General features: G+C 63.3%; 15 protein-coding genes and 3 tRNA genes. 11 read left to right on the top strand and 7 right to left on the bottom strand.

Annotation, left to right across the window (positions count from 1 at the left end; all coding sequences use genetic code 11):
• Positions 1 to 6: 6 nt before the first annotated feature.
• The 3 genes from LDZ24_RS03505 to LDZ24_RS03495 all read left to right on the top strand — a co-directional run bounded on the left by LDZ24_RS03505 (position 7) and on the right by LDZ24_RS03495 (position 1,676).
• Positions 7 to 82, top strand: a tRNA-Thr gene (locus tag LDZ24_RS03505).
• A gap of 612 nt (positions 83 to 694) precedes the next feature.
• On the top strand, positions 695 to 844 hold the full coding sequence (locus LDZ24_RS03500) for a hypothetical protein (protein ID WP_175939762.1): 150 nt from the start codon (positions 695 to 697) through the stop codon (positions 842 to 844).
• Between the two features lie 220 nt (positions 845 to 1,064).
• A complete protein-coding gene (locus LDZ24_RS03495; protein ID WP_248321622.1) occupies positions 1,065 to 1,676 on the top strand; it encodes a chorismate mutase in 612 nt (203 codons plus the stop codon).
• A gap of 2 nt (positions 1,677 to 1,678) precedes the next feature.
• Here the strand turns inward: LDZ24_RS03495 and LDZ24_RS03490 are convergent, their stop codons facing one another.
• On the bottom strand, positions 1,679 to 2,827 hold the full coding sequence (locus LDZ24_RS03490) for an exonuclease domain-containing protein (protein WP_248321621.1): 1,149 nt from the start codon (positions 2,825 to 2,827) through the stop codon (positions 1,679 to 1,681).
• 679 nt (positions 2,828 to 3,506) lie between these two features.
• Between LDZ24_RS03490 and LDZ24_RS03485 the strand changes: the two genes are divergently transcribed.
• Positions 3,507 to 3,764: a hypothetical protein gene (locus LDZ24_RS03485; RefSeq protein ID WP_248321620.1), complete on the top strand. Its 258-nt coding sequence runs from the start codon at positions 3,507 to 3,509 to the stop codon at positions 3,762 to 3,764.
• Between the two features lie 510 nt (positions 3,765 to 4,274).
• A complete protein-coding gene (locus LDZ24_RS03480; protein ID WP_248321618.1) occupies positions 4,275 to 5,426 on the top strand; it encodes a porin in 1,152 nt (383 codons plus the stop codon).
• An 81-nt stretch (positions 5,427 to 5,507) separates the two neighbouring features.
• Here LDZ24_RS03480 and greB read toward each other — a convergent pair whose 3' ends face one another.
• Positions 5,508 to 6,059, bottom strand: coding sequence for a transcription elongation factor GreB (gene greB, locus LDZ24_RS03475; RefSeq protein WP_248321616.1), 552 nt, complete (start codon positions 6,057 to 6,059; stop codon positions 5,508 to 5,510).
• Positions 6,060 to 6,213: 154 nt separating this feature from the next.
• Between greB and LDZ24_RS03470 the strand changes: the two genes are divergently transcribed.
• Positions 6,214 to 6,290, top strand: a tRNA-Arg gene (locus tag LDZ24_RS03470).
• Between the two features lie 94 nt (positions 6,291 to 6,384).
• Positions 6,385 to 6,461: transfer RNA gene (locus LDZ24_RS03465), tRNA-Arg, on the top strand.
• A 67-nt stretch (positions 6,462 to 6,528) separates the two neighbouring features.
• On the opposite strand, the gene LDZ24_RS03460 is transcribed toward LDZ24_RS03465, so the two are convergent.
• From LDZ24_RS03460 to LDZ24_RS03440, 5 genes are all read right to left on the bottom strand, one after another.
• A complete protein-coding gene (locus LDZ24_RS03460) occupies positions 6,529 to 7,020 on the bottom strand; it encodes a phage protein NinX family protein (protein WP_175939757.1) in 492 nt (163 codons plus the stop codon).
• A gap of 63 nt (positions 7,021 to 7,083) precedes the next feature.
• On the bottom strand, positions 7,084 to 9,480 hold the full coding sequence (locus tag LDZ24_RS03455; protein ID WP_248321614.1) for a bifunctional (p)ppGpp synthetase/guanosine-3',5'-bis(diphosphate) 3'-pyrophosphohydrolase: 2,397 nt from the start codon (positions 9,478 to 9,480) through the stop codon (positions 7,084 to 7,086).
• Positions 9,481 to 9,585: 105 nt separating this feature from the next.
• Entirely contained in the window at positions 9,586 to 9,789 is a 204-nt protein-coding gene (gene rpoZ / locus LDZ24_RS03450) for a DNA-directed RNA polymerase subunit omega (RefSeq protein WP_006025620.1), read from the bottom strand.
• A 69-nt stretch (positions 9,790 to 9,858) separates the two neighbouring features.
• Entirely contained in the window at positions 9,859 to 10,533 is a 675-nt protein-coding gene (gmk, locus tag LDZ24_RS03445) for a guanylate kinase (RefSeq protein WP_175939755.1), read from the bottom strand.
• Between the two features lie 9 nt (positions 10,534 to 10,542).
• Positions 10,543 to 11,472 (bottom strand): YicC/YloC family endoribonuclease, encoded by a 930-nt coding sequence (locus LDZ24_RS03440; protein ID WP_248321612.1) that lies wholly within the window; start codon positions 11,470 to 11,472, stop codon positions 10,543 to 10,545.
• A gap of 266 nt (positions 11,473 to 11,738) precedes the next feature.
• Between LDZ24_RS03440 and rph the strand changes: the two genes are divergently transcribed.
• From rph to LDZ24_RS03420, 4 genes are read left to right on the top strand one after another with little or no spacing between them, the layout of a single operon-like run.
• A complete protein-coding gene (gene rph / locus LDZ24_RS03435; protein ID WP_206467770.1) occupies positions 11,739 to 12,497 on the top strand; it encodes a ribonuclease PH in 759 nt (252 codons plus the stop codon).
• Positions 12,490 to 13,107: an RdgB/HAM1 family non-canonical purine NTP pyrophosphatase gene (gene rdgB / locus LDZ24_RS03430; RefSeq protein WP_248321611.1), complete on the top strand. Its 618-nt coding sequence runs from the start codon at positions 12,490 to 12,492 to the stop codon at positions 13,105 to 13,107. The genes rph and rdgB overlap by 8 nt, the downstream gene beginning before the upstream one ends.
• Entirely contained in the window at positions 13,104 to 14,327 is a 1,224-nt protein-coding gene (gene hemW, locus LDZ24_RS03425) for a radical SAM family heme chaperone HemW (protein WP_248321609.1), read from the top strand. The genes rdgB and hemW overlap by 4 nt, the downstream gene beginning before the upstream one ends.
• Entirely contained in the window at positions 14,324 to 15,547 is a 1,224-nt protein-coding gene (locus tag LDZ24_RS03420; RefSeq protein ID WP_248321607.1) for an MFS transporter, read from the top strand. Before hemW ends, LDZ24_RS03420 begins: the two co-directional genes overlap by 4 nt.
• Positions 15,548 to 15,588: the final 41 nt, after the last annotated feature.

Here is a 15,588-nt window from a genome sequence, read left to right as displayed (position 1 = left end):
TCTGATGCCGGAATAGCTCAGACGGTAGAGCAGCGCATTCGTAATGCGAAGGTCGGGGGTTCGATTCCTCTTTCCGGCACCACAAGCTTCAAGCAGCAAACCAAAACCCGCGTTCATGCAAATGACGCGGGTTTTTGTTTTTGGTGGTCTCGAACGCGCGCGAGACCGGCTCTCCTCCAATGCGTAGTTGCTTCCTCCGGCTTCCTCGACTGCCTCGAATTTCGGTTCGCGGCGCAAATACGCAAAAGCATTTCGCATTCGCGCAACCGGCTTCTCTAAATCGCGCGATATGTGCGCTTTCGTACAACGACGAGCCATTTTCCGCTTTGCACCACAGCGTCAACGAAGGTTTCCCGGTATCGTTATATCCATAGAGGAAAGGCAACGATTCAGCGTGGGCGCGGCGCCGCGCCTGGCGCGACGGGGCTCCGCGTTGTTCTAACGGCTTGGTCCACTGCGGTTGTTTTTGCTAAAACTTAAGTAAGCGGGTTCATCCGTCAGCGAAAATTACCGACCGCCGCACGAACGGTCATATGCTTGATCGGTCACCATAGTTTTGCGCTCAAGCCGAAGCCACGCCGAACCGATAACGCTTAAACAGAGGATCAGTTAATCGGCCATGCGGCAGCGCACGAGACATGCAGCAGTCGCAATAGCCAGCAATCGAATGTCGATGTCACCCGAGGAGAGAACCATGGACGCCAAACCGACGAAAATCCCGACGCCCGACAAGGTGCATTGTCCGGACCCGGAGCCGGTAGCCGTCGAGTTTCTCGCGACCGAACTGCCCGAGCACGTGCGCGCGTTCTTCGACGAACAGCGCAAGCTGGCTTCGGTCAAGTAGGCGGCCGCGCTGAACCATCACGCCGCCGTCGTGAAGACGACGCCCGGTGCGCGCGGCGCGCACGGACTTCGCAGTCCGCACATGGCGCTCGCCAGGAAGCGTCACGCCCTCTCCTTCTGAAACGAGTCGGGCTGACGCCTGGCTTCGCTCGCCTGATCCAACCGTCCGCACGACTGCGCGCCTGCGCTATGCTGGCGCTTTTGCGCGAACCGCCCAGACGATGCGCCACCGATCGGCCCCCGCTCTTCTCTCTCTTCTTTCTCGCCTGACCGTCGCCTGCACGCTGCTGCTCGCGGCTGCCGCGCCCGCGCAAGCAGACGGCGACGACACGGCGTTCACCAACCTCATCGCGCTCGTTTCTCAACGCTTAGCTCTCGCTGAACCGGTCGCCCGCTATAAGTGGGCGCGCCACGAGCCGATCACCGACGCGCCGCGCGAAGCCGCGCTGCTCCGGCACGTTGACGAAAAAGCACGCGCCGCGGACATCGATCCAGAATTCGCGCAGCAGTTCTTCCGCGATCAGATCGACGCGAGCAAGGACGTGCAGAACGCGCTGTTCGCGAACTGGCGCGCGCTGAGGGCCGCGCCCGAAGGTTCGCCGCCCGATCTCGCCACCGAGACCCGCCCGAAGCTGGATCGGCTGACGAGCGCGCTGTTGACCGCGCTCTCGCGTATCGAGCCGATGCGCCACGCCGATGACTGTCCGCTGCGTCTCGCCGATAGCCTCGCGCGCTGGAAGCACGTCACGCGCTATGACTCGTCGATGAACGCGCCGCTCGGGCGCGCGTTGTCTCACGTGTGCGCGGCCGGCGGCGTCGGCGGGATCGGCTGAGGTTAGGAAGCCGCGCTCGCCAGCACGTCCTGCCGCAACGGCACGAACGCGAGACCGCGAGCCAGACGTTCGCCGAGAATGCGGTATACCGCCAGGTCGAAACGCGCGGGTTCGCCTGTCGCCCGCAATTCATGCGCTTGCTCGAGCGTCCCAGCGGTGCCGAAGTACTGCCAGTTGTCGACCACATGCCATGCGCGGTGCCCGGTTGCCGCGTCGCGTTCCTCGATGGCGATGGCGCCTGTGTGCGGCCACGGCATGCCGCGCGCATCACCGGCTCGGGACTTCGGCGCGCGGTTGAGCAAAGGACGCAGCGTCGCGATCATCTGCGCCTCGGCAAGCATCGCGCCGATTTCGCCGCCCGTCGCCTTCCATTCCACGCGTCGCACAAGGGCGGCCAGGCGCAGGTCCTTCGCTGACCGGCGCGGCCCGGTCAAATGCGAGCGCACGCGCTGGCGCAAGCGCACGCTGCGGCCGACATAGAGCGGTGCGTCGTCGTCGCCGAAGAAGACGTACGCGCCGCAGCCCGCCGGAATGCGCTCGATCGTGTCTTCGTCGATCTGCGCCGCGAGACGGAAGCGGCGCGTCACCCGGCCCACGTGTTCCGCCAGTGTCTCCGGCGCGTGCGCCCGATGCAGATGCTGCCAGAACTGCCACAGCAGATCCGCATCGGCGAGCGCGCGATGCCGGGCGGCGGGCACGAGCGCGTGACGTTCGACGAGCGCATCCAGCCCGTGCCGCGTTTCCGCCGGATACACCGCCCGCGACAGTTGGACCGTGCACAGCACGTCCGGCACGAAGCGCATGCCGATGCGCCTGAACTCGCTCTTCAGAAAACTGTGATCGAAGTGCGCGTTGTGCGCGACGAAGAGCCGCCCGTCCATCCGGTCGAGCAAGCCGGCCGCGAGTTCGGCGAAGGTGGGCGCGTCTCGCACCATCGCGTCGTCGATGCCGGTCAGCTGCTGAACGAATGCGGGAATCGGCCGCTCCGGATTCACGAGCGAGGTCCACTGCGACACCCCTTGCGGCCCGGCCTCGACGATACCGATTTCAGTGATGCGATCGACGCCGAACGTGCCGCCGGTGGTTTCGAGATCGACGAAAACGAGAGGGGTGGAAGGCAGTGCAAGCGCGGGAGGGAAATTGGGGTGCATCGTGATCTAAGGCAGTGCGGCAGCTTCGGCCGTGCAACGGGGAATTCGAATTGCCCATTCTAACGCACCGGTATCTCCGAGGCGTCGGCGGAAGGTTCGGGCAAATCGGGCGGTCTCGGCAATTCATCGAATATCTTGAGGGCGTCGACGTAGGTAGTTTCACCGATTTACCGGGATATTATGGAGTCGCAGGTGCGTCGATACGGCGAAAGCCGATTTCGCGCGTGGTCGCGCATGTTTTCGCCTTGCAATCTCGTATAAACCCCAGTCATAAAACGCATGCGGGAATACTGCTCGGAAATTCGGCGTGGTAGGCCTTGCCGCACCTGCGCCACGCGGGACAGCCGTTCCCGCTCGGCGGCTGCGCCGTGTGGGCCACGCTTCGCGGCCTCGCCAGGCAGCGTAGATCAGCCACGGCTGATTAACTCCGGAATTAACGGTTCGCGGCGTTCTGCAAAGTTACTTCATCACGCTTGATTAACTAGCCGCAGTTGGGATCATGTGACGGCTTTACTCGGCGCATATAGTTTCGATAAAGATAGCATTCGTGAAAAGCCGATTATCTGGCGCGAGGTGCAAATCTCATTACCAAGGAGTAAGTGTTAACTCGCCTTGCCCGATTCTCCACCCGAAAGGATCATGGAAATAAGATGTGATGCAATGAATAGGAGGATCGACGATGAATCACTTGACGCGCTTTGCGCAATGGCTGAAGTCACTCGTCGGTTCGTTTATTCCATCTGGCGCGCCGTCGATATCGCCGCTTTCATTCGAACCGGCATGGCACGGTGATCACTGGCAGAACCTGCTTGCATCGCCGATGGACGCCCGCCGCTACGTCACCGAGGACTGGGCCACGCCGCTGGACGACGACCTCGTGCCGAACCGGGAGGAAGCCGTCGACCTCGAGCCCGCTGAAGCCTCGACCACACTGTGACAAGCAAAAAAAAAGCGCGACCAAAAGGCCGCGCTGACAAAGTTTGGAGATCTTTTCCGTCAACGAAAAAGTCTGCTTCGGAAAGCAGAAATGACAGTATAGCCACCGCCGTCGCAATAATTACCCTCAGGCGTGGCAATCTTCTGTTGCTGTTTTCTCAACAATCCATTTTCCGAACTCGTCCCATTCCATTTCGGCGCAAATCGTGTCGCACATCTGCAACGCAGATTGGTTGACACTTAAGCGCCGCGCCCTTTATTCGCCAATAAATCACTGAATCTAAAGCAGAAAATCGCCTCTTGCGATCATTGCTAATCGGAGAATGATTTATTGCGCGAAGTGGAACGTGTCGCTATGTAACACCGTCTTTACACTTCGTCTGGTCCGGAAACAAACGCGTCGCTGTCCGCGGCACGTTGCTCCTCCGACCGCGCCTCTCGCAGCCGGTCGCAGCGAGGTTTCCTCAAAGCCTGGGTTCCTTAGGCCCAATCTGCTCTCGGAGTTACAAAGATGAAAAAGACTCTCATGGTCGCAGCCCTCACGGGCGTCTTCGCTACCGCCGCTCACGCGCAAAGCAGCGTCACGCTCTACGGCCTGATCGATGCGGGCATCACCTACACGAACAATCAGAACGGCCACAGCAACTGGAAGGCGACGAGCGGCGCGGTCAACGGCAGCCGTTGGGGCCTGCGCGGTTCGGAAGACCTGGGCGGCGGCCTGAAGGCGATCTTCACGTTGGAGAACGGCTTCAACATCATGAACGGCACGAACGGCCAAGGTGGTCGTGAGTTCGGCCGTCAGGCATATGTTGGTCTGTCGAGCAACCAGTTCGGCGCTGTGACCCTCGGCCGTCAATATGACTCCGTGGTCGACTTCCTCGGGCCTCTGGCTCTGACGGGCACGCAATACGGCGGCACGCAGTTCGCCCACCCGTTCGATAACGACAACCTGACCAACACGTTCCGCGTCGACAACTCGGTCAAGTACACCAGCGCGAACTACGCTGGCCTGAAGTTCGGCGCGATGTACGGCTTCTCGAACCAGGCTGGCGGTTTCGCGAACAACCGTGCGTACAGCGCGGGTGTGTCGTATAACTACGGTCCGTTGAACGTGGCGGGTGCGTACTTCCAGACGAACAACAGCGCGCCGATCAATGCAGCGGGCGCGGCAATCGCGGGCGGCGCGGTCACGGCTGACCAGGCTCCGTTCTCGGCAGGCCGTCAGCGCATCTTCGGTGGTGGCCTGAACTACGCGTTCGGTCCGGCGACGGTTGGCTTCGTGTTCACGCAAACCATGCTCGACAGCGGCGTCGGTCTGACGAACGTCGGCTCGCAAGGTCTCGGCAACATCACGCTGGGCAACAGCGTGCGCTTCCAGAACTACGAAGTGAACGGCCGCTACAACCTGACGCCGGCTCTGTCGCTGGCAGCGAACTACACGTTCACCGATGCGCGCATCGAAGGCGTGAAGCCGAAGTTCCACCAGGTCGACCTCCAAACGGCATATGCGCTGTCGAAGCGTACCGACGTGTATCTGCAGGGCGAGTACCAGCACGTGACGAACACGGACGGCACGAACATCGGCGCGACGATCAACGGCGTTGGCATCTCGTCGACCTCGAACCAAGTCTCGGCAACGGTTGGCGTTCGTCACCGCTTCTAAGCCTCGACTGCAGTTCTGCTTGTTAAAAAGCCGCTCCTCGGAGCGGCTTTTTTTCGTCTCTACGCCGACATGACGCGCGAACTAGCGCGGATACCGCACGTCGAGAATATCGATCTGCTGCACGCCCGCCGGCGTGTGCAGCGGCACCGTATCGCCGATACGCGCCTTCAGGAGCGCCCGCGCGACCGGCGAGATCCAGCTCACGTGCCCGCGGTCCAAATCCACCTCGTCGACGCCGACGATCGTCACCGTATGCACGATGCCGTCGTCGCCCGCGTAGTCCACCGTCGCGCCGAAGAAGACCTGATCGACGTTCTCCTGCTTGCGCGCATCCACGACCTCCGCGAGATCGAGACGCTTCGTCAGAAAGCGGATGCGCCGGTCGATCTCTCGCAGGCGCCGCTTGCCGTAGATGTAATCGCCATTCTCCGAGCGATCACCGTTCGACGCCGCCCACGACACGAGCTTGACCACTTCCGGGCGCTCGTTGTCGAGCAGTTGCAGCAACTCGTCGCGCAGCCGCTGATGGCCGGCAGGCGTGATGTAGTTCTTCGCGCCGGCCGGCACATCCGGCTGGCCCAGTTCGAGATCGTCGTCGCTCTCGTCGGATTCTTTGACAAATGCCTTGTTCATGGTGCAAACCGATTCCAGAATTCCGCGCATCGCGCGCTGAGTGTGTAGAGGCGTGTAATCGTCAACTTACCACGACGCTAGCCCATCTCACCCACTTTTCGGTCAACGCCTCTTCCCTTTTCAAACGGGCTTGGCTATAATTCCGCTTCTGCGTGCGGCTGTAGCTCAGTTGGATAGAGTACTTGGCTACGAACCAAGGGGTCGTGGGTTCGAATCCTGCCAGCCGCGCCACCTTTTCCGGTGTTTTGCTTCGAAGCCAAACACCAGCGCTTAACCAAAAGCGCGTTGAAGTCACTAGCAGTATCGTTGTAGTACCGTTTTGCGTGCGGCTGTAGCTCAGTTGGATAGAGTACTTGGCTACGAACCAAGGGGTCGTGGGTTCGAATCCTGCCAGCCGCGCCACTTTTGAAGGGCCTTCCATCCGGAAGGCCCTTTTTGTTTTTCCCCTCGCTTATCGCGACGCTGATCGTCAGGGCCGTGGCGGCGACTTGATATCGCCAATGCGCGCGTTGGGCGCCGGCACGTCCTCCGCCGAGATGAACGCCGTCGGCTCGCTGATCGCTTCCGCGCGCGTGCCGAGCAAGGTCTGCGGATGCCGCAAGTAGACATCCTCGACGGTATCGCCGAACGAATGCCGCACGAACGCGCGCAAGAGCGCCACGCGCAGCGACGGCCCCCGCGCGTGCACCGGCTCGCCGTCCTTGCCGAACGTCGCCGTGCACTCCACTTCCCCGCGTCCCACGTCGCTCATTTCGAGCCGGCAGGCGCGCTCCAGCACGACAGAGGCGGCCTCCCACGACGTCGACGGCAGAAACCGCCCGTCCCACGCCTTGCCGCGGTCATTGCCGCGGATCGAGAGCGTCGTGCCGCTGTCGGTAAAGTGGATTTCCCTGATGAAGTCGTGAAGGCCGCGCGCCACCCAGTAATCGAGCGTGGGGCCTTCGAGGTCGGATGTATTCATAACGGCGCTCTCCATGCTTTCGGTCGACTGACGACCGCATGCACGCCGCGTTCCCGCGCCGGATCAGTAGTCGGCGCGTTCCCGGTCGATGCGCATGCCGCCGTCCTGATTGCGATGATGCGGCTCGTCGCTCGGACGCTCGCGCGCAATGCGCATCACGTCCAGATTCGTGCGCACGCGACGCATCACATTCGCGAGATGCACGCGATCGCTCACCTGAATGACGAAGCGCAGCAGCTTCGCTTCCTGCGAGACGTCCTCGTCCATTGCGATGTGAACGATGTTCGCGTCCGCCGACGTGATGTCCGCCGCCACGCGCGCGAACACGCCCTTCGTGTTCTTCACGAGCACCTTCACGGCGACGTCGAAGAGACGCCCCGGCTGCGGCGCCCACGCCACGTCGATCCAGCGCCCCGGATCGCGCCGGTGGATGCGCTGCGCGACGCGGCATTCGGTCGTGTGGATCGCCATGCCGAGCCCGATCCCGATATAGCCCATGATGTCGTCGCCGGGAATCGGGCGGCAGCACGGCGACAGTTGCACCGACATGCCTTCCGTACCCGTGATAACCACGGGCGGCGCGGAATTGGTGTTGTGGTGCTCGCGATGCGGATGATCCTCGTCGTCCGCAATGCCGTTCATCAGCACTTCGATGCGCTTGGCCATCACGGCCGCCACGCGCCGGCCCAGACCGATATCCGCGAAGATTTCCTGACGCGTCTTGTTGCCGGTCCACAGCACCAGCTTTTCCCAGACCTCCGGCGTCACGTCCGACAGCGCGAGACCGTAGCCTTTGAGACTTTGGTCGACGAGCCGCTCGCCGAGTTGCACGGATTCGTTCAGGCGCATCGTCTTCAGATAATGACGGATGGCCGAGCGCGCCTTGCCGGTGCGCACAAACCCGAGCCACGCGGGATTCGGCTTCGAGTACGGCGCCGTGATCACTTCGACGATATCGCCGCTCTTCAACTCCGTGCGCAGCGGCAGGAGTTCGTTGTTGATCTTGACCGCGACGCACTGATTGCCGAGGTCGCTGTGAATCGAATACGCGAAGTCGAGCGCCGTCGCGCCACGCGGCAGCGGCATGATCTTCGACTTCGGCGTGAACACGTAGACCGCGTCCGGGAACAGGTCGATCTTGACGTGCTCTAGGAATTCACTCGAATCGCCCGCTTCGCTCTGGATGTCGAGCAGCGACTTGAGCCATTGATGCGCGCGCTTCTGCACGTCGTTCAGATCCGCGCCGCCGTTCTTGTAGAGCCAATGCGCCGCGACGCCCGCCTCGGCGATCTCGTGCATCTTGCGCGTGCGAATCTGGAACTCGATCGGCGCGCCGAACGGCCCGACCAGCGTGGTGTGCAACGACTGATAGCCGTTGACCTTCGGAATCGCGATGTAATCCTTGAACTTGCCCGGCACGGGCTTGTAGAGCGCATGCAGCGCGCCGATGCACGTGTAGCACTCCAGCGCGCTTTCCACGACCACGCGAAAGCCGTACACATCCAGCACTTGCGAGAACGACAACTGCTTGTCCCGCATCTTCTTGTAGATGCTGTAGATGGTCTTTTCGCGGCCGGTGACTTCGGCGCTAATCTTCGCGTCCGCGATCGTGCGCTGCACCGCTTCGAGAATCTTGCCGACCACTTCACGCCGATTGCCGCGCGCCGCCTTCACCGCTTTTTCGAGCGTGGCGTAACGGTTCGGATTGAAGTTCGCGAAGCTCAGGTCCTGCAACTCGCGATACGTGTTGTTGAGGCCGAGCCGATGCGCGATCGGCGCGTAGATATCCAGCGTTTCGCGCGCGACGCGCCGACGCTTCTCCGGCGGCACCGCGCCCAGCGTGCGCATGTTGTGCAGCCGGTCGGCGAGCTTCACCAGAATGACGCGCACGTCGCGCGCCATGGCGAGCAGCATCTTGCGGAAGTTTTCCGCCTGCGCTTCCTCGCGGTTGCGGAACTCCATCTTGTCCAGCTTGGACAAGCCGTCGACCAGTTCCGCGACCTTCGCGCCGAATCGCTCGGCGATTTCCGTCTTGGTCACGCCTTGATCTTCGATCACGTCGTGCAGGAGCGCGGCCATGATGGACTGCGCGTCCAGCTTCCAGCCCGCACAGATTTCCGCGACCGCGACCGGATGCGTGATGTACGGCTCACCGCTCTGGCGATACTGCCCGAGATGTGCTTCGTCGCTGAAATGGAAAGCCGCCTTGACTTCCTTGATCTCGTCGGCGGAGATGTAGCTGGCCAGCGCATTCGTCAGATTCGCGATGGAAACGACGTCGTGCTTGCGCGGCTGCTCCGGCGTGGCGGTCGGCCCGAACAGATGGCGAAACGACTGTTCGAGAACCGCGTCGATGTACTTGCGCGCCGCGTGCGGCTTGTCGGCATCGAGAAGCGAATCCTGATCGATCTCGATGTCCGGGTCCACTGAAGCGGAGACGGGCAGCGGTGTCTGACTCATGTTCGCCTCCGTGTTCGTCTGACGCGCCGCTTATCCATCAGTTGCGCCGGGTTTGCAAAAAGTGAAACGGATGAAACGGGTAAAAGTGGTCGGAAGAACCGCCCGTCAGACGGGCACTTTCTTCAGCATTTCGACGCCCACCTGCCCCGCTGCGATTTCGCGCAGCGCGACGACGGTCGGCTTGTCGCGGCTTTCGATCTTCGGGGTGTGGCCTTGCGCGAGCTGACGCGCGCGATACGTTGCCGCGAGCGCGAGCTCGAAGCGGTTCGGAATTTGTTTCAGGCAGTCTTCGACAGTGATGCGGGCCATGTTTGTATCCTTCTCGATGTGGGTTTTATTCTACCTTATGTGACCGATATGACTCGGCCACCGCTCGCGTCATTGCGGGTGCGTGGGATGAATGCCGAGCTCGACGAAAAGCTGCGTGTGACGCGCATATTGCGACGTGAAGCGCAGGCGCGTCGCGGCCACGAGGCAGCGCAGTTCGTTGAGCGCGCGATCGAAATTCTCGTTGATCACGACATACTCCGCTTCCGACGCATGCGCCATCTCGCTGCCTGCCGCGAGCAGCCGCCGCACGATCACGTTCGGCGCGTCCTGGCCGCGCTTCTTCAGGCGGTCTTCGAGCGCATCCAGCGAAGGCGGCAGAATGAAAATCTCGACCGCATTGCGAAAGCGTTTCTTGACCTGCTGCGCGCCCTGCCAGTCGATTTCGAGCAGCACGTCGTGGCCCATTTTCATCTGGTCCTCGATCCACAGGCGCGAGGTCGCGTAGTAGTTGCCGTGCACTTCCGCGCTTTCCAGAAACTCGCCCTTGTCGTGCCGCTCCATGAATTCGTCGACGGACACGAAGTGATACTGCACGCCGTTGGTCTCGGCCGGGCGCGGGTCGCGCGTCGTGTAGGAAACGGACAGGCGGATGGCCGGGTCCTGCGCGAGCAGCGCGTTCACGAGCGTGGACTTGCCCGCCCCCGACGGCGCGACGACCATGAACAGGTTGCCGGGATAGATGCCCGTGTACGTGCTATGCGAGCGGTGCGTGGTGTTCGGCATGATCGAGCGTTACTCCAGATTCTGTACTTGTTCGCGCATCTGTTCGATGAGCAGCTTCAGCGTCATCGACGCATCCGCGAGTTCCTTGGCGGCCGCCTTCGAGCCGAGCGTGTTCGCTTCGCGATTGAGCTCCTGCATCATGAAGTCGAGCCGCTTGCCGACCTTGCCGCCCTTTTGCAGCACGTGGCGCGTTTCCGTGAGATGCGCGCTTAAGCGCTGCAACTCTTCCGCAATGTCGATGCGAATGCCGTACATCGTCACTTCCTGACGGATGCGCTCGGCGATTTCATCGCGCGGCACGCTCGTCGTCGCGGCGTTGTCCGACGTCGCGATGCCGAGCGCGTCCTGCAGGCGCTCGACGATCTTCTGCTGATGTTTCGCGATCAGTTCGGGCACGAGCGGCGTGATGCGCGCGACGATCGCTTCCATCTCCGTCACGTTGTTGATGAGCACATTGGCGAGCGCCGCGCCTTCGCGCGCGCGGACTTCGATGAGGTCCGCGATCGCCTGCTTGGCGCACGCGAGCACCGCTTCGCGCAGCGTGTCCTGCGAGACCGAGCTTTCCGCGAGCACGCCCGGCCAGCGCAGGATCTCGCCGGTGCGCATGCGCTCGGCATCCGGAAAGACGTCGAGCACCGCGCGCTCCAGCGTGGCGAGTTGCGTGAGCGCGTCGCGGTTGAGCGCGCCGGCATTGGCCGTCTGCTCGACGCGATTCAGGTTGATGCGGATATCGACCTTGCCGCGCGAGAGCTTCGTCATCAGCATTTCGCGCATTTGCGGCTCGGTGGCGCGCACGTCTTCGGGCATGCGGAAGTTCAGGTCGAGAAAGCGCGAATTCACCGTGCGCAATTCCACCGAAACGCCGACGCCTGCGCCGCCCGCGCCGTCGGCTGCGACTTCGCGCGTCGCGCTGGCATAGCCTGTCATGCTGTAGATCATGGTACGTCTCGCGATGTGCGCCTTCGCTTGCCGAAGGCCGGTTCAACGAAACGCCCGGCGCGAATGAAGGTGCGCTGGGATTGGCACGCGTTTGGCCGCCGGGCGATGAACCCGCATTATCCCATTTTTACCGCGCGCGCCGTCCGCCCAAACGCGCGCCGCGCATTCCGCGGCCGGCAACGCCGCCCGATGATTGACGATAAAATCGCACCACCTGGCGCACCGAACATTCGAATCGCGCCCGACTCTTTCTTCCCTCGCTCACCATGACCGACTCTCCCCTGCTCAAGCCTTCCATTGCCCGCCCGAGCGGCCGCCGCGCGAGCCAGTTACGCGACGTGCGCATCACGCGGCACTACACGAAGCACGCGGAAGGATCGGTGCTCGTCGAGTTCGGCGATACGAAAGTGATCTGCACGGCGAGCATCGCCGAACGAGTGCCGGCGTTTCTCACCGGACGCGAGCAAGGCTGGCTCACCGCCGAATACGGCATGCTGCCGCGCGCGACGCACACGCGCAGCGACCGCGAAGCCGCGCGCGGGAAGCAGACCGGTCGCACGCAGGAGATTCAACGGCTGATCGGCCGGGCGCTGCGCTCCGTGTTCGATTTGAACGTGCTCGGCCCGCGCACGCTGCATCTCGACTGCGACGTGATTCAGGCCGACGGCGGCACGCGCACCGCGAGCATCACCGGCGCGTTCGTCGCCGCGCACGATGCCGTGACGAAGCTGCTCGCGAGCGGACGTATCGCGCAGTCGCCGGTGAAGGATTTCGTCGCGGCCATTTCGGTCGGCATCTTCGACGGCTCGCCCGTGCTCGACCTCGACTACGAAGAAGATTCGCAGTGCGATACCGACATGAACGTCGTGATGACCGGCGCGGGCGGCTTCGTCGAAGTACAGGGCACGGCCGAAGGCGCGCCGTTCTCGCGCGACGAGATGAACGCGCTGCTCGATCTCGCCGACAGCGGCATCAAGGCGCTGATCGCCAAGCAAAAGGCCGCGCTGGAGATCGAAGGTGTCTGATTCACATGGCATCGGCCGCGTGGTGCTCGCGTCGAACAACGCGGGCAAGCTGCGCGAGTTCGCGTCGCTTCTGGAAGCCGCGGGCATCGAACTGATCGCGCAGGGCGAACTCGGCGTGCCGGAAGCCGAGGAGCCGCATCCGACGTTCGTCGAAAACGCGCTCGCGAAGGCGCGTCACGCGTCGGCGTTGACCGGCCTGCCCGCGCTCGCCGACGATTCCGGCCTCTGCGTGCGCGCGCTGAACGGCGCGCCCGGCGTGCACTCGGCCCGCTACGCGATGAAGCACGGCGGCGAAAAGAGCGATGCCGCCAACAACGCGCGACTCGTCGCCGACCTCGCGAACGAAGCGGACCGTCGCGCGTATTACTTCTGCGTGCTCGTGCTCGTGCGTCACGCCGACGATTCCGAGCCGCTCATCGCGGAAGGCCGCTGGCACGGCGAAGTGATCGACACGCCGCGCGGCGCGCACGGCTTCGGCTACGACCCGCACTTCTTCCTGCCGGCGCTCGGCGCGACCGCCGCCGAACTCGATCCGGCGCGCAAGAACGCGGTGAGTCATCGCGCGCTTGCATTGCGTGATTTGCTGCAACGACTAAAGGAACTCGCGTGAGCAGCGGACCGAAGACGATCAACATCGTGCAGGCGTTCACGTCGCCCGGAAGCATCCGGCTGACGTCGCTGCCGCCGCTTTCGCTGTACGTGCATTTCCCGTGGTGCGTGCGCAAATGCCCGTATTGCGATTTCAACTCGCACGAGTGGAAGGACGATACGTTTCCCGAGAAACGTTATCTCGACGCCTTGCGCGCCGACCTCGAACGCGCGTTGCCGCTCGTCTGGGGACGGCACGTGCATACCATCTTCATCGGCGGGGGCACGCCGTCGCTGTTGTCGGCCAAGGGCCTCGACAGGCTGCTCTCGGACGCGCGCGCGCTCTTGCCCATCGACGCCGACGCCGAAATCACGCTCGAAGCCAATCCCGGCACGTTCGAAGCGGCGAAGTTCGCGTCGTTCCGCGCGAGCGGCGTCAACCGGCTGTCCATCGGCATTCAGAGCTTCAACGAGGCGCATCTGAAGGCGCTCGGCCGTATCCATGACGCGACGCATGCTCAGCGCGCCGTCGAGATCGCGGCGAAGCACTTTGACAACTTCAATCTCGACCTGATGTTCGCGCTGCCGCAGCAGTCGCTCGACGAATGCCGGCGCGATATCGAGACGGCGATTGCGTTCGCGCCGCCGCATTTGTCGCTGTATCACCTGACGATGGAGCCGAACACGCTCTTCGCCAAATACCCGCCCGCCCTGCCCGACGACGATGCCGCCGCCGACATGCAGGACTGGATACACGAGCGCACGCGCGATGCCGGCTACGAGCGCTACGAAGTGTCGGCGTATGCGAAGCCGCATCGGCAGAGCCGCCACAATCTGAATTACTGGCGCTTCGGCGATTACCTCGGCATCGGCGCGGGCGCGCACACGAAGCTATCGTTTCCGTCGAAGATCGTGCGGCAGGCGCGCTTCAAGCATCCGGCGACGTACATGGAGCACGCGCTGTCGCCTACGGAAAGCGCGATACAGGAAGAGCGCGAAGTCGGCCCGCGCGATCTGCCGTTCGAGTTCATGCTGAACACGCTGCGGCTGGTCGAAGGTTTTCCGGTGCATGCGTTCGTCGAGCGCACGGGACTCGCGCTCTCGGCCATCGAGCCGGCGCTCGTCGAAGCGGAGAAGCGCGGCCTCATCACGCGCGATTTCGAGCGCATTGCGCCGACCGAGCGCGGCCAACGCTTCCTCAACGATCTGCAAGAGCTCTTTCTGGACGATTCGGCACGATGAGCGCACCGACGATGGCGCCGGGCTCGGTCATGCGGCATCGCCCGTTCGCGCTCTTCTGGACGGCCCGCGTGATGTCGTCCGTCGCGTTTCAGATGATGTCGGTCGCCATCGGCTGGCAGGTCTACTCGATCACGCACAGCGCGTTCGCGCTCGGTCTCGTCGGCCTCGCGCAGTTCCTGCCGATGTTCGTGCTGACGCTCGTCGTCGGGCACGTTGCGGATCGCTACGACCGCCGCACGATTGCGTATGTCTGTCAGACAGTGGAGAGCGTCGCGGCGCTCATGCTGTGTCTTTACGCATGGCGCGGCTGGAATCACGCCGGCCCGATCTACGCGATCGCCGCCATCACGGGCGCGGCCCGCGCATTCGAATCGCCGTCGATGGCTGCGCTCCTGCCGAACCTCGTCGCGCGAAACCAGCTGCAGCACGCGAGCGCCTGGTCGACGTCCGCGAACCAGACGGCGCAAATTCTCGGCCCCGCGATGGGCGGCCTGCTCTACGGCCTGGGCGCGCTGACGGTGTACGGCGCGGTGTGCGTCGTGTTTCTCGTTGCCGCGTGCGCGGTCGGCGCGATCAAGATCGAGAACGCCGTGCGCGTGCGCGCGCCGTTGTCGTTCGAGGCGCTGTTCTCGGGCATCGGCTTCATTCGCAGCAAGCCGGTGATTCTCGGCGCGCTGTCGCTCGATCTGTTCGCCGTGCTGCTCGGCGGCGCGACGGCGCTGTTGCCGGTTTTCGCGCGCGACATTCTGCATACGGGCCCGTGGGGACTCGGCATTCTGCGCGCGGCGCCGGCGGTGGGCGCACTCTGCGGGTCGATCTGGCTCGCGCATTTTCCGCTGCGACGGCGCGCGGGCACGGCGCTCTTTGCCGGCGTGATCGCGTTCGGCATTGCGACGATCGTGTTCGGGCTCTCGCGCAACGTTTATCTTTCGCTGATTGCGCTGGCGGCGCTCGGCGCATCCGATGTAATCAGCGTGGTCGTGCGCATGTCGCTCGTTCAGTTACAGACGCCGGACGAGATGCGCGGTCGCGTCGGCGCGATCAATTCGCTCTTTATCGGCACGTCGAACCAGCTCGGCGAATTCGAATCGGGCATGACGGCGGGACTGTTCGGCGCGGTGCCGGCGGTGCTGATCGGCGGATTGGGGACGATCATCGTCGCGCTCGTGTGGATGCGGCTTTTCCCCGCGCTCAGGGCGACGCGCACACTCGAAGGCTGAGGTCGCTCGACGCCGACGAGTGCGCTACAATACGCGCCTTG

Source organism: Caballeronia sp. Sq4a, from assembly GCF_023170545.1.
In the GTDB taxonomy this organism is placed as follows: Bacteria; Pseudomonadota; Gammaproteobacteria; order Burkholderiales; family Burkholderiaceae; genus Caballeronia.
Note: the sequence above shows the minus strand (reverse complement) of the source record. Positions and strands in the feature narration are given on the sequence as shown.

Coding starts and splice junctions, on each gene's coding strand:
- LDZ24_RS03420 (WP_248321607.1), top strand. CDS start 14,324: ATGAGCGCACCGACGATGGCGCCGGGCTCGGTCATGCGGCATCGCCCG.
- rph (WP_206467770.1), top strand. CDS start 11,739: ATGACCGACTCTCCCCTGCTCAAGCCTTCCATTGCCCGCCCGAGCGGC.
- rpoZ (WP_006025620.1), bottom strand. CDS start 9,789: ATGGCCCGCATCACTGTCGAAGACTGCCTGAAACAAATTCCGAACCGC.
- gmk (WP_175939755.1), bottom strand. CDS start 10,533: ATGCCGAACACCACGCACCGCTCGCATAGCACGTACACGGGCATCTAT.
- LDZ24_RS03490 (WP_248321621.1), bottom strand. CDS start 2,827: ATGCACCCCAATTTCCCTCCCGCGCTTGCACTGCCTTCCACCCCTCTC.
- LDZ24_RS03485 (WP_248321620.1), top strand. CDS start 3,507: ATGAATCACTTGACGCGCTTTGCGCAATGGCTGAAGTCACTCGTCGGT.
- LDZ24_RS03440 (WP_248321612.1), bottom strand. CDS start 11,472: ATGATCTACAGCATGACAGGCTATGCCAGCGCGACGCGCGAAGTCGCA.
- LDZ24_RS03480 (WP_248321618.1), top strand. CDS start 4,275: ATGAAAAAGACTCTCATGGTCGCAGCCCTCACGGGCGTCTTCGCTACC.
- LDZ24_RS03495 (WP_248321622.1), top strand. CDS start 1,065: ATGCGCCACCGATCGGCCCCCGCTCTTCTCTCTCTTCTTTCTCGCCTG.
- greB (WP_248321616.1), bottom strand. CDS start 6,059: ATGAACAAGGCATTTGTCAAAGAATCCGACGAGAGCGACGACGATCTC.
- LDZ24_RS03460 (WP_175939757.1), bottom strand. CDS start 7,020: ATGAATACATCCGACCTCGAAGGCCCCACGCTCGATTACTGGGTGGCG.
- LDZ24_RS03455 (WP_248321614.1), bottom strand. CDS start 9,480: ATGAGTCAGACACCGCTGCCCGTCTCCGCTTCAGTGGACCCGGACATC.
- LDZ24_RS03500 (WP_175939762.1), top strand. CDS start 695: ATGGACGCCAAACCGACGAAAATCCCGACGCCCGACAAGGTGCATTGT.